Origin of the sequence: Amycolatopsis sp. NPDC051061, assembly GCF_040682935.1 — a bacterium.
GTDB lineage: Bacteria > Actinomycetota > Actinomycetes > Mycobacteriales > Pseudonocardiaceae > Amycolatopsis.
Genome location: NZ_JBFBBZ010000001.1, coordinates 65,663 through 78,158, shown reverse-complemented (window position 1 = coordinate 78,158; position 12,496 = coordinate 65,663). Strand labels below are relative to the sequence as shown.

Annotated in this window: 14 protein-coding genes; 9 read left to right on the top strand and 5 right to left on the bottom strand. The window is 70.1% G+C overall.

Going from position 1 to position 12,496, the window contains the following annotated elements; all coding sequences use genetic code 11:
- Nucleotides 1–102 precede the first annotated feature (102 nt).
- Entirely contained in the window at nt 103–1,308 is a 1,206-nt protein-coding gene (locus AB0N03_RS00400) for a low temperature requirement protein A (protein WP_364363038.1), read from the top strand.
- Here the strand turns inward: AB0N03_RS00400 and AB0N03_RS00395 are convergent.
- A complete protein-coding gene (locus AB0N03_RS00395) occupies nt 1,303–2,127 on the bottom strand; it encodes a helix-turn-helix transcriptional regulator (protein ID WP_364363036.1) in 825 nt (274 codons plus the stop codon). The two genes, AB0N03_RS00400 and AB0N03_RS00395, sit on opposite strands and share 6 nt — an antisense overlap.
- A 100-nt stretch (nt 2,128–2,227) precedes the next feature.
- Here AB0N03_RS00395 and AB0N03_RS00390 point away from each other — a divergent pair, with 100 nt between their 5' ends.
- The 5 genes from AB0N03_RS00390 to AB0N03_RS00370 all read left to right on the top strand — a co-directional run bounded on the left by AB0N03_RS00390 (nt 2,228) and on the right by AB0N03_RS00370 (nt 6,786).
- Entirely contained in the window at nt 2,228–3,022 is a 795-nt protein-coding gene (locus AB0N03_RS00390) for an SDR family NAD(P)-dependent oxidoreductase (protein WP_364363035.1), read from the top strand.
- A 101-nt stretch (nt 3,023–3,123) separates the two neighbouring features.
- The gene (locus AB0N03_RS00385) at nt 3,124–4,419 is read left to right on the top strand and encodes an acyl-CoA dehydrogenase family protein (protein WP_364364218.1); all 1,296 of its coding nucleotides are present in this window, start codon (nt 3,124–3,126) and stop codon (nt 4,417–4,419) included.
- Between the two features lie 21 nt (nt 4,420–4,440).
- Nucleotides 4,441–5,643, top strand: a complete 1,203-nt coding sequence (locus tag AB0N03_RS00380) for an acyl-CoA dehydrogenase family protein (RefSeq protein ID WP_364363033.1) — start codon at nt 4,441–4,443, stop codon at nt 5,641–5,643.
- Between the two features lie 48 nt (nt 5,644–5,691).
- Complete coding sequence (locus AB0N03_RS00375) at nt 5,692–5,913, top strand: hypothetical protein (protein ID WP_364363031.1); 222 nt, start codon at nt 5,692–5,694, stop codon at nt 5,911–5,913.
- Nucleotides 5,914–5,916: 3 nt separating this feature from the next.
- Nucleotides 5,917–6,786 (top strand): N-acetylmuramoyl-L-alanine amidase, encoded by an 870-nt coding sequence (locus AB0N03_RS00370; protein WP_364363029.1) that lies wholly within the window; start codon nt 5,917–5,919, stop codon nt 6,784–6,786.
- Here AB0N03_RS00370 and AB0N03_RS00365 read toward each other — a convergent pair.
- The 4 genes from AB0N03_RS00365 to map form a co-directional block, all read right to left on the bottom strand.
- Nucleotides 6,775–7,836: an alpha/beta fold hydrolase gene (locus tag AB0N03_RS00365; RefSeq protein ID WP_364363027.1), complete on the bottom strand. Its 1,062-nt coding sequence runs from the start codon at nt 7,834–7,836 to the stop codon at nt 6,775–6,777. The genes AB0N03_RS00370 and AB0N03_RS00365 overlap by 12 nt on opposite strands.
- Nucleotides 7,837–7,949: 113 nt before the next feature.
- Complete coding sequence (locus tag AB0N03_RS00360; protein ID WP_364363025.1) at nt 7,950–8,795, bottom strand: SDR family oxidoreductase; 846 nt, start codon at nt 8,793–8,795, stop codon at nt 7,950–7,952.
- 59 nt (nt 8,796–8,854) lie between these two features.
- Entirely contained in the window at nt 8,855–9,367 is a 513-nt protein-coding gene (locus tag AB0N03_RS00355) for a GNAT family N-acetyltransferase (protein ID WP_364363023.1), read from the bottom strand.
- Nucleotides 9,368–9,377: 10 nt separating this feature from the next.
- On the bottom strand, nt 9,378–10,142 hold the full coding sequence (map, locus tag AB0N03_RS00350) for a type I methionyl aminopeptidase (protein ID WP_364363021.1): 765 nt from the start codon (nt 10,140–10,142) through the stop codon (nt 9,378–9,380).
- A gap of 166 nt (nt 10,143–10,308) precedes the next feature.
- Between map and AB0N03_RS00345 the strand changes: the two genes are divergently transcribed.
- From AB0N03_RS00345 to AB0N03_RS00335, 3 genes are read left to right on the top strand one after another with little or no spacing between them, the layout of a single operon-like run.
- The gene (locus AB0N03_RS00345) at nt 10,309–10,857 is read left to right on the top strand and encodes a YbaB/EbfC family nucleoid-associated protein (RefSeq protein WP_364363019.1); all 549 of its coding nucleotides are present in this window, start codon (nt 10,309–10,311) and stop codon (nt 10,855–10,857) included.
- Between the two features lie 16 nt (nt 10,858–10,873).
- Nucleotides 10,874–11,209 carry a hypothetical protein gene (locus AB0N03_RS00340; protein ID WP_364363017.1) on the top strand — a complete coding sequence of 112 codons (336 nt, stop codon included), beginning with the start codon at nt 10,874–10,876 and terminating at the stop codon, nt 11,207–11,209.
- The gene (locus tag AB0N03_RS00335) at nt 11,206–12,495 is read left to right on the top strand and encodes a hypothetical protein (RefSeq protein ID WP_364363015.1); all 1,290 of its coding nucleotides are present in this window, start codon (nt 11,206–11,208) and stop codon (nt 12,493–12,495) included. Before AB0N03_RS00340 ends, AB0N03_RS00335 begins: the two co-directional genes overlap by 4 nt.
- The last annotated feature ends 1 nt before the right edge of the window (nt 12,496 follow it).

Here is a 12,496-nt window from a genome sequence, read left to right as displayed (position 1 = left end):
TCCCTCATCCATTGTCCCAGACCTATGCACGTCCGGCCATGTTCGCGCACAGCGTTACGGCGAAACCGGACCTCCTTGTCCTTGTTTCGTCCATAATTCGGCGTGCCCACGACACGCCTGCACCTGGTGAGCGCGGATGAGGACCACCGCGTCTCCACCATCGAGCTCTTCTTCGACCTCGTCTTCGTCTACGCCATCACCCAGACCACCCAGCTGATGGCCGACCACCTGAGCCCCACCGGGGTCGGGCAGGGGCTCGCCATGCTCGCCGTCCTCTGGTGGTGCTGGTGCTCCTATGCGTGGCTCGGGACCACCATCCACGTCGACCACGGGATCGCGCGGCTCGCGATGTTCGGGGCCATGGCCGTCATGTTCCTCGTCTCGCTCACCATCCCCGAGGCCTTCGTCGACTTCCCCGGCGGGTTGTACGCGCCCGCGTTGTTCGTCGTCTGTTACGCGCTCGTGCGGCTGCTGCACCTCGTCGCCTACCTCGGCGCCGCGCGGCATGATCCCGGGTTGCGCAAGGTCCTGCTCAAGATGTTCGTCGGGCTGCTGCCGAGCGTCGTGCTGCTCTCCATCAGCACAGTGCTGAGCGGGCCGTGGCAGCTGGGCCTGTGGGTCGTCGCGCTGCTGGCCGACTACCTCAACGTCTACTTCGCCGGGCCCGAGGGCTGGCGGCTGAACTCGCCCGCGCACTTCGCCGAGCGGTTCGGGCTGATCGTGATCATCGCGCTCGGGGAGTCGATCGTCGCGATCGGCATCGGGATCGGGGCGCTGCCGATGTCGTGGCTGGTCGTCGGCGCCGCCGTGTGCGGGCTGGCGCTGGCCGCGGGGATGTGGTGGACCTACTTCGACGTCGTCGCGCGCGTCTCCGAGCACCGGCTTACCCGGGCCACCGGCACCGAACGAACGAAGCTCGCCACCGATTCCTACACCTTCCTGCACCTGCCGCTGATCGCCGGGATCGTGCTCGTCGCCCTCGGCCTGAAGAAGTCCTTCCTCTACATCGCCGACACCGAGCACCACACGCCCGGCGAAGCACTGCACGGCGTGCCGATCTGGACGCTGACCGGCGGCCTCGCGCTCTACCTGATCGCGCTGAGCGCCCTGCGCAAGCGCAACCTCGGCAGCTGGAACGTCCAGCGCCTGGCCGTCGGGATCCTGCTGGTCGCGGCGACGCCGTTGCTGGAGCACGTGCCCGCGGCCGTGCTGCTCCTGGTCGTCGCGGGGCTCGTGCTCGGGCTCATCGGCTTCGAACGCCTCCGGTTCGCCGAATGGCGGAGGCAGGTGCACACCGAACACTCATAACAGTTCCGGGCCGACGACCGACAGCAGCTGCAGCTTCTCGGCGTCCTCGGTGCCGGGCGTGGCGGTGAAAACCAGCAGCACCTGGGCGAAGTCGTCGGTGTGGAGCAGCTGGCAGTCGAGCGCGATCTCGCCGAAGCCGGGGTGCACGATCGTCTTGCGCCGCTCGAACGGCACCGAGACTTCGTGCGCCTCCCACAGCTTCGCGAACTCCGCGCTCTTCGCCGCCAGCAGCCGCGCCAGCTCCGCGGCCCGGGGGTCGCTGCCCGACGACGCGCGCAGGCTCGCCACCAGGAACCGGGCGTGCCGCGCGCGGTCGGCCGGCGGGTAGATCGCCTGTTCCGCCGGATCGGTGAACCACCGGTACGCGGCGCTGCGCGCGGGCCCGGTATGGCCGGTCTCGTTCCCGAGCAGCGCCTGGGCCGGCCGGTTCTGCACGAGCGTCTCGCCGAGGTTCGACATCACCTGCGCGGGCGTGTCGTGCAGCCGGTCCAGCACGCGCATCAGCGCCGGGCTGACGTGGTCCGCGCGCGACACGCGGGACGGCGCCGTGTGCCCGGCCAGCCGGAACAGGTAGTCGCGCTCGTCCAGCGTCAGCCGCAGGCCGCGGGCGATCGCGGCCAGCATCTGCTCCGACGGGCGCGGTCCGCGCTGCTGCTCCAGCCGCGTGTAGTAGTCGGTGGACATGCCCGAAAGCGTCGCGACCTCTTCGCGCCGCAGCCCGGACGTGCGGCGACGCTGCCCCGGCGGCAGCCCGACGTCGTCCGGGCGCAGGGCTTCGCGGCGGCGGCGCAGGAAATCGGCGAGTTCGGCACGGTCCACGCCGTCGATTATCGGCGTTCCCCCGGCCGGTGCCAGGGATCGCCGATCCCCCGATCGACGCGCTCTGCCGCGTTCCCCCGAGCGCGGCGACGCTGAAGCCATGACCACCTACCTGATCACCGGCGCCGGCAGCGGCCTCGGCGCCACCGCCGCCCGCGAACTCGCCGCGCGGGGTGACCGCGTCGTCCTCGCCGTGCGCGACCCTGCCCGCATCACGCCGCCGCCGGGTGACACCGAAGTCCGGCGCCTCGACCTCGCCGACCTGGCCTCGGTGCGCGAGTTCGCCGCCGGCTGGACCGGTGACCTCGACGTCCTGGTCAACAACGCCGGGGTCATGGCCGTGCCGTACGGAAAGACCGCCGACGGCTTCGAGACGCACATGGCCGTCAACCACTTCGGGCCGTTCCTGCTGACGAACCTGCTGCTGCCGCACCTCACCGGCCGAGTCGTCACCGTCTCGTCCAACCTGGCAAGCAGGGGGAAGGTGCCGCTCGACGACCTCAACTGGGAGCGCCGCCGCTACTCCCCGCTGGGTGCTTACAACCAGTCGAAACTGGCGAACCTGTTGTTCACGCAGGAGCTGCAACGGCGGCTGACCGAGTCCGGGAGCGCCGTCCGGGCGGTCGCCGCGCACCCCGGTGTGGTGCGGACCGGCCTCGACCGGCACTTCGGACGCCCACTCGCCTTACTGATGAAGGCGCTTTACCCGGTGATCGCGCAGAAGAAGGCCGAATACGGCGCGCTCCCCATCCTCTTCGCCGCGACCGAGGATGTCCCGGCCAATGCTTACGTCGGTCCGGGCGGCCGGAACGGCGAGCGGCCGAAGCTCGAACGGCGGCTGGACCACGGCGACGCTCACGAGCTGTGGGAGGTTTCGACCCGACTTACCTCGTAAGGTGAGCCCGCACTGGCGCGCAGGCGACTCCCGCGTTAACCTACTCACGAGTAGGTAACGGATGGAGGGCCACAATGGCTGCGCCAAGGAAACGGGACGCGATGGGCTGGGGCCTTTCCGCGCTGACCCGGCTGGCCGGGAGCAAGGTCGTCGATCGGGCGGGGCTGCGCAAGCCCATCGAAGGCCTGGTCACCGCGGGGACGCGCACCGGCTTCCGGGTCGCCGGCGCGGCGACCCGGTCGTTCACGTCGGTACAGAAGCTGGGCAAGCCGGCCCGGCTCACACCGGCCGGCGACACCGGGCTGTTCGACCTCACGCCGAGCGAGGACCAGCAGCTCATCGTCGAAACCGTGACGGAGTTCGCCGCCGAGCAGCTGCGTCCGGCCGCCGCGGACGCCGACGCCAAGCTCGAGGCGCCCGAAGGCCTGCTGACCCGGGCCGCCGAGCTGGGCATCAGCCTGGTCGGCATCCCGGAGGAGCTCGGCGGCGTCGGCACCGAACGCTCGGTCGTCACCAACGCGCTCGTCGCGGAAGCGCTCGCGCACGGGGACCTCGGCCTGGCCGTGGCCGTGCTCGCGCCGTCCGCGGTGAGCACCGCGCTGGTCAGCTGGGGCGACGAGCAGCAACAGGCCGACTACCTGCCCGCGTTCGTCGGCGAGAACGTGCCCGCCGCGGCGCTGGCGCTGCAGGAGCAGAAAGCGCTCTACGACCCGTTCAAGCCCGCGACGAAGGCGCGTCGCACGCCGAAGGGCTACCAGCTCGACGGCGTGAAGTCGCTGGTCCCGCGCGCGGCGCAGGCCGAGCTGTTCATCGTGTCGGCCGACCTCGAAGGCCGCGGCCCGGCGCTGTTCCTCGTCGAGTCGTCGACCGCCGGCGTGACCATCGAGGCCGAGCCGGCGATGGGCCTGCGCGGCGCCGCGACCGGCAAACTGCACCTGGAGAAGGTGTCGCTGCCCGCCGGCGCGCTGCTCAGCGGCGGCAAGCTCGACGTCTTCACCGACCTCGTCCGGCTTTCGCGGCTGGGCTGGGCGGCGCTGGCCGCCGGCACCGCGAAGGCCGTCCTCGACTACGTCGTGCCTTATGTCAACGAGCGGACGGCGTTCGGTGAGCCGATCAGCCACCGGCAGGCGGTGGCGTTCTCCGTCGCCGACATCGCGATCGAGCTGGAGGGCCTGCGGCTGGTGACGCTGCGCGCGGCGGCGCGGGCCGAGCAGGGCAAGTCCTACGCCCGCGAGGTCGCGCTGGCGCGGAAGCTCGCCGTGGACAAGGGCATGCAGATCGGCAGCGCGGGGGTGCAGCTGCTCGGCGGGCACGGCTTCGTCAAGGAGCACCCCGTCGAGCGCTGGTACCGGGACCTGCGCGCCATCGGCGTCATGGAAGGCGCCGTCCTTCTCTAAGGCTTCGGAAAGGCGTTAACGATGATTAACTTGGAAGCTCCCAAGAAGGCCGGCGCGCTGATCAACCAGGCGTACCAGGCCGCGGCCGAGGTGTTCCGGCCGATCTCGCGCAAGTACGACCGCGCGGAGCACACGTACCCGAGCGAGCTGGACATGTTCGCGGCGCTGCTGGACGGGCTCAACTCTTCCGGCGAGGGCGGCGCGGGCGCGGCCGGCGTGCGGCGTTCCAAGGACGAGAAGGAAAAGGGCAACCGCAACGGCGCCAACCTCAACGTCGTCCTCGGCACGATCGAGATGTGCTGGGGTGACGTCGGCCTGCTGCTGTCGATGCCGCGCCAGGGCCTCGGCAACGCGGCGATCGGCTCGGTCGCGACGGACGAGCAGCTGGAGCGCTTCTCCGGCATGTGGGCGGCGATGGCGATCACCGAGCCGTCGTGCGGTTCGGACTCCGCGGCCATCACGGCGACCGCACGCCTCGACGGCGACCACTACGTGCTGAACGGCGAGAAGATCTTCGTGACGTCGGGCGAGCGCGCGGACGCGGTGGTCGTGTGGGCGACGCTGGACAAGTCCAAGGGCCGCGCGGCGATCAAGTCGTTCGTGGTGGAGAAGGGCACTCCGGGCTTCGAGGTGGTGCGGGTCGAGCACAAGCTCGGCATCCGCGCCTCGGACACGGCGGTGCTGCGTTTCGAGAACTGCCGGGTCCCGGCGGAGAATCTGCTGGGCACGCCGGAGATCGACACGGCCAAGGGTTTCGCGGGCGTCATGCAGACGTTCGACAACACCCGTCCGCTGGTGGCGGCGATGGCGATCGGCGTCGCTCGGGCAGCGCTGGAGGAGACGCGGCGGATCTTGACCGAGGCGGGCGTGGTGATCGACTACGACCGCCCGGCGAACTCGCAGCACGCGGCGGCGGCGGAGTTCCTTCGCCTGGAGGCGGACTATGAGTCGGCGTACCTGCTGACGCTGGAATCGGCGTGGATGGCGGACAACCGCAAGCCGAACTCCCTGCAGGCATCGATGGCGAAGGCCAAGGCGGGGCGGTCGGTGGTGGAGATCGCACTGAAGTGCGTCGAGCTGACCGGGGCTTACGGTGAGGAGTCTTTGCTCGAAAAGTGGGCTCGGGACGCCAAAATCCTCGACATCTTCGAAGGTACGCAGCAGATTCAGCAGCTCATCGTGGCTCGACGCGTGCTCGGGAAGTCCAGCGCCGAGCTGAAGTGAAGCGCTAGGCGGTCGGCCTCCGGTACCCTCGCGGTCCGGAGGCCGATCGTGACCGAACCCATCGAGACCCACGCCGCCGTGGTTTACGAGCCCGGCGACCCGACTCCCATCAAGACGCCCGAAGAGTGGGACGCCGAAGGCTGGGATGCCGATCGGCAAAGCCCGAAGACCCTCGACGAAGCGCGGGAAGCCCTCGCCGCGCGGATCGCCGCGCACGACGCGCCCGACACCGAGGCGGACTCCGGGGCCTACGACGAGCTGGAGGGCTGACCGGTGTACGTCCCCTGGCTCGTCGATGCCGCCCGTAGCACCGGCTATCCCGTTGTCGAAGTCCCCGGGTGGCAGACCCGCGGCCACGGCGGCATGCGCGTCGTCGAAGGGGTGGTCGGCCACCACACCGCCACCGCCGATTCCGCGCCCGGGGATTACCCCTCGCTCGACATCGTCACGCGCGGCCGCGCCGATCTCGCCGGGCCGCTGTGCAACCTCGGGCTCGGCCGCAGCGGCACCGTCTACGTCGTCGCCGCCGGGTGTGCCTACCACGCCGGTGCGTCGCGGTGGCTCGGGTTCCTCGACGTGAACGACGAGTTCCTCGGCATCGAAGCGGAGTCCGCGGGCGCGGGCGGCTGGACGCCCGCGCAGCTCGACGCCTACCCGAAGCTCGTCGCCGCGCTGCTGCGGTACATGTCCCGCGGTGTCGAGCGCTACGCCGGGCACAAGGACGTCTGCGTCCCGGTCGGCCGCAAGATCGACCCGGTCGGCATCGACACCGATTGGCTCCGCGAGCGCGCCGCCAACCCCACCAGCACCGGGCCGTACAGCGACGCCGAAATCCTCGAGCGCGTCACCGTCACCCCGCCGGACGCCGGCGAGCACGTGGTCCGCGTCTTCCTGGCCGGCAGTCCCGGTGGGGCGATCGTGATCCGGCCCCGGCTGGGCGGAGACGGCTTCGCGCGGCCGATGTGGGTGTCGAACGTCTTCGCGTGGGGTTCGGACCACGCGGGCGTCGGCCACAACCCCGGGGAGATCCCGGGCCACGACCCGAAGCTGACGTCACACCGGCGCTACGACCTGCCCGGCGCGGTGTGGGCCGACGTCCGCTACAGCGCGGCCGAGCCGTTCGAGATCGACTCAGTCGGCTGAAACCTGGTCGTCGAGGAATTCGTCCAGGTAGCGCCAGGTCGTGCCGCGCGCCTTGCGGCCCGTCAGGACGCCGAGGTGGCCGCCCGGCGCGGTCTTGAAGCGGACCTCCGGCGCCTTGTCCAGCAGCTCCACCACCCGCTCCACCGACGGCCGCGGCGCGATCGTGTCGTTCTCGCCCGCCACCACCAGCGTCGGGACGCGCACCGACGACAGCGAGATGATGCGCCCGTTGAGGTCCACCTTGCCCTCCGCCAGGTCGTTCGTGCGGAACAGCCGGTGGTACAGCTGGCCGAACGTGCGGCCCGGGTAGGCGTACATGTTGCCCATGAAGTGGTCGACCGCCTCGATCTGCGCGAGGTAGTCGCGGTCGTCGAGGTGCGAAAGGATCGCGATCGGTTTCGTGATCTCCTTGCTGATGCCCGTCGCGCGGAAGACGCGACTGACCAAATAGGACGGTGCGCCGCCGAACACCCGGTAGATCGGCGTCAGGAGGTGGCCGTTGGTCAGGTCCACCAGCGGGCGGAACGGTGCGACGATCGGGATCGCCGCGAAGTCCACCGGGGAGCCGATCGCCGTGATCGACGCGATCGGGAGGTCGGGCTGGTCCGCGTTCACCAGCAGCGAAAAGATTCCGCCCAGCGACCAAGACACCAGATGCACCGGCTGCCCACCCGCGTCCGCGCTGACCTTGCGGATCGCGCGCGGCAGGACCTCGTCGATCCAGTGCTCGATGCCCAGGCGGCGGTCGGAGAAGGCGACCATGCCGTAGTCGACGAGGTAGGCGTTGCGCCCGCCCTCGACCAGGTGCTCGAGGAGGCTGCAGCCGCGGCGCAGGTCGAAGCAGATCGCCGGCGCGGCCAGCGGCGGCACCAGCAGGATCGGCGGCCCGGACACCGGGCGGCTGCTGTGCGTCATCCGGTACACCGAGCGGTTGGGACCCTGATCGATCAGCACCCGCGGCATCGGGCGCAGATCGGCGACACCGCCGTGCAGCACCTTGCCGACCACGTTCGACGCCGCGGCGGCCAGCCGTGCGGGCGGTGAAACCATTTTCTCGAGCCTCCTGCGACGTCCCCCGGGCACTTCCCGCCCATCTTGCCGGGTCAGGCCGGTGGACTCAACACCGGTCACGTCCAAATCGGACAGTCGCTGGGCCGTCCGAGTTACTCCGTGCCCGCCCCGGGTGCGCTCTCGGCGGCGCGCGCCTCGTAGTCCGCGCGGGCCGGGGAATGGGCCGCTGAAGCCAAAAGCTGGTCGGCTTTCAACGCGCGGGCGAGCGCTTCGCCGGCCCGCCGCGGCAGCAGCCGGGTGAGCTTGCCCATAGTGCCCACCGAGCGGGGCACGAAGACCTCGAAACGAGGCTTGCGCAGCGTGGCCACGATGGCGTCGGCCACGTCTTCCGGCCGGGACGACTTGAACAGCTTCGCCTCGCCGAGCCCGCTCGCGAGCTCCGTCCGGACGATCGCGGGCATGACGCACGAAACGTGCACACCGGACCCGTGCAGCTCCAGGTGCACGGCCTCGGACAGCCCGACGACGGCGTGCTTCGTCGCGCAGTACGTCGCCGCGCCGGGGAAACCGGCCTTTCCCGCGAAGGACGCGACGTTGACGATGTGCCCGGACCGTCGCGGCCGCATCCGTTTCATCGCTTCGCGGGTGCCATGGATGACCGCGTGCAGGTTGATTTCCAGTTGACGCCGGGTCGTCGCGTCGCTCTCTTCTTCGAGGTGAGCCAGCGGCATGATCCCGGCGTTGTTGATCAGGACGTCGATCCGGCCGTGGCGCCGCTCGACCTCGTCGAGGAACTCGGTGAAACCGCGGATGTCGGTGACGTCCAGCGGTAGCGCCTCGGCGTCCAGCTCGCCGGCGGTCTTCTCGGCCCGGACCTGGTCGAGGTCGCCGATCACGACCTTCGCGCCCAGCCGAGCCAGCGCCGACGCGGTCGCCGCGCCGATCCCCTGCCCGCCACCGGTGATGACGACGACCTTGCCCGCGAGCTCCCCGGCCATGGCGACTCCTTCGTCTGTTGGCAACGCGTCAACAGTGTCACCCCCAGCCTGCGATCGCGCTACCCCACGCGTTGCTCGAGCACCTGCCCGACCCACTCCTCGACGTGGAACCGAACGGTCGGCTTGAAGCCCTGGCTCTCGTAATAACGCTGTAAGGCACCGTCGCCGCCGGCCCAGCAGTCGACGCGCACGAGGTCGATGCCGCGCCGCCGCGCCTCGTCGAGCGCGTACTCGACGAGGCGCCCACCGACGCTCCGCCCGGTGAACCGCCGCGACGTGATGAGCAACCGGACGTACAGTTCACGCTCGTTAACCGGCGGCACGTGCGGGTCGTGCTCCTCCGAGACGATCAGCGCGCCGGCCGGCTCGCCGTCGACCATCGCGATGCGCAGGCCCGGGTCCGCAGCCATCCCCTTGACGCGCTCGACCTCCTTCGGGACGCGGCTCCACGGCTCGGTTCCCCACTGCTTCGAGCTGCCGCGGGCGACGAGCCATTCGACGGCCTCGTCGAAGAAGCGCAGCAGCGTGTCAGCGTCCCCAGAGTCACCCGATCGGATGACGGTGTTGTCCATCCCCCCCTGTCTACCGCACGGTGAGCACGCGCGGGCCGTCTTCGGTGACGGCGATGGTGTGCTCGACGTGCGCGGCGCGGCTGCCGTCGACGGTGAGCAGCGACCAGCCGTCCTCGGCGTGCCGGTAGGCGTCGCCGCCCCGGGTGAGCATCGGCTCGATCGCCAGCGCGAGACCCGGCTTGAGCCGCATCCCGCGGCCCGCGCGGCCTTCGTTCGCCAGGTGCGGGTCCTCGTGCATCGCGCGGCCGATGCCGTGGCCGCCGTGGTCCTCGAGCATGCCGTAGCCCGACGAGCGACCGGACGTGCCGATCGCGTAAGAGATGTCGCCGAGCTTCGCGCCCGGCTGAGCGGCGGCGATCCCGGCGGCCAGGGCGCGCTCGGTCGCTTCGATCAGCGCGAGGTCGCCCGGGTCGGCGTTGCCGACGACGAAGCTGATCGCGGCGTCGCCGTTCCAGCCGTCGAGGATCGCCCCGCAGTCGACGCTGACGAGGTCACCGTCCTGGATGCGGTAGCCCGTCGGGATGCCGTGCACGACGACGTCGTTGACGCTGACGCAGAGGACGTTCGGGTACGGCGTCGGCGCGGAGTGCGGCCGGTAGCCGAGGAAGGACGGCTTCGCGCCGGCGTCGCTCATGACCTGCGCGGCGACCTCGTCCAGCTCGAGGAGGGAGACGCCGATCGCGGCGGCCTCCTTGACCGTCTGGAGCGTGTTGGCAACGACCCGCCCGGCTTCGCGCATGACCGCGAGTTCGGCTTCGGTTTTGATCTCGACCATGACGATAACTATACCGGTATAGATATTGGGGTCCAGCAGGTGGGCGGCCGCCCGTCCGACCGCCGTCGGCATCGCGTTCAGCCTCCGGCTCCATGCACGTCATCCGCAGTTCGGACAACGCTGATTGACTTCATCCGTTCACGAACTCCCTGGCGACGAGGACAAATTGACACAGTCAGTGCCCCCCGGCGGGGCCGGCGATCCGTTGGCCGCGTTCACCGCCGAGCTCGAGGAAATCCAGGCCAAGGCGGCGGCGGCCCAGGAACGGCTCCGGTCCGCCGTCGCCACCGTGCAGGCGCCGGACGGCGCGGTCTCGGTGACGGTCGGCCCGAGCGGGGTCCTCCAGGACCTGCGGTTCGGCCCCCGCGCGTACGAACGTCCCCCGCAAGCCCTGTCCGGCCTGGTGATGCAGCTGATCGGCCGCGCACAGCAGAAGGTCTCGGCCCAGGTCGCCGACGCGTTCGGCGGCATGGTGGGCGAGAGCTCGGCCGCGCGCGAACTGCTGGACGAGTTCCTGCCGGCCCCGGACGAGGCGACACCCCCGGCCAAGAGCGATGTGTTCATGCCGGAGCAGGAGGCCGACGACCGCCCGCCGCGGCCGCCTTCGCCGTCGCAGCACCAGCCGCCGCCACCAGCGCCACCGCAGCACGGTCAGCCCCGTCGTCGTCCCCGGCCCGCGCCGGAAGACGACGACGGCGAGAGCAACCCCTGGTAGTACGGAGGAGAACCCCGTGGTTTCCGGAGAAGGTTTCACGGTCGACCCGGCCGAGCTGCAGAAGTTCAGCCAGTTCCTGTCGGGCACCACGCAGCCGGCGGTGCAGGACGCGGCGAACCGGATGCAGGCCGCCAACGGATTCGACAACGCCGCGTTCGGCATCCTGCTCGCGCAGATCCTCGCCGTCCCCTCGCGGGTCACGATGGCCGTGATCACCGGCGAAATCACCAAGCTCGTCGGGGACATCGGCAAGTCCGCCGAGGACGTGAAGAAAGCCGCCGACACGTACGCGACCCACGACTCGAACACGGCTCAGGGTTTGAGCACCTTCGAAACGGAGCTGGGCAAGTGACCGTTCCCATCACGGCATCGAACTCGACGACCGGGGCCGGCGTCTTCGACAGCTGGAAGCAGGTCGGCGACTCGATCGGCAAGGTCCAGACCGAGCACGGCGGCGACCTCGCGGCCGTCGGCGTCGAGCTGGGCATCAACGTCATCAGCGCCGTGCTCGACACCGTCGCGTTCGCCATGGATCCGCTGGCGAAGCTGATCGCGGCGGGACTGGGCTGGCTGATCGAGCACGTCTCGTTCCTGAAGTGGCCGCTGGACCAGGTCGCGGGCAACCCTTCGGAAGTCACGAAGGTCGCCAACGAACTGCACAAGATCGGCGAGTCGCTGCGCAACACCGGCACCGAGCTGGACGAGACCCTCAAGTCGACGATCACCCAGTGGCAGGGCAAGGGTTACGACAGCTTCCTGAAGTCGATCAACGACCGGAAGGGCTGGATCGACTCCAACGCCAAGGCGGCCGACGTCGCCGGCTACATGGTCGAGACCACCGGGGCGCTGATCGGCGCGGTCCGCGCGCTGCTGCGCGACATCATCACGACGATCCTCGGCGACATCATCTCCACGATGCTGATCGCGCTCGCGCTCGCGATCCCCACCTTCGGCGCGTCGATCGCCGTCGGGGTGACCAAGTGCGTCGCGACGGTCTCGGTGCAGGTCGCGGCGATGATGGCGAAGCTCGCCAAGGTCGTCGCCTACGCCGGTCGCACCCTGGCCCGGCTCACCCAGCTCTCGAAGCTGGTCAAGCCGAAAGCGGGCGCGTCGAATGCGGGCCACGAGCTGAGCAACCTGCCGCGCCCGGGCGGGAACACCGTGCCGAACTTCTCGCGGCCGCTGCCACCGCCGCCGGGCACCGCGGTCACCCACGACCTGCCGGGCACCGGCGGCGCCACGCCGAGCACCCGGCCCCCGGGGGACGGCACCACGCCGAACTTTTCCCGGCCGCTGCCGAAGCCCGCGGACCCGCCGCCCGCGCCCAAGCCGCCGTCACCGCAGTCGCACCTGAGCGAGCACGACTTCCCGATGATCAAGAAGCACGAGGACTGGCTGAAGACCAAGTTCGGCGACAGCTACAAGAAGATGAAGTACGTCGACGACTGGCTCAAGGCGAAGCACCCGGACTACTACCCGATGCTGAAGGCCCTCTCCGACGCGAAAAGTTCGAAGAACTTCGTCGGTTGGGGAGGCAAGAGCATCGTGCAGGTCGACCGCGGTCTCACCGACATCCAGATGCAGGCGGAGGCCGCCTGGGCCGAGGAAGACAAGAAGGAACAGCAGCAGCCGAAGTAAG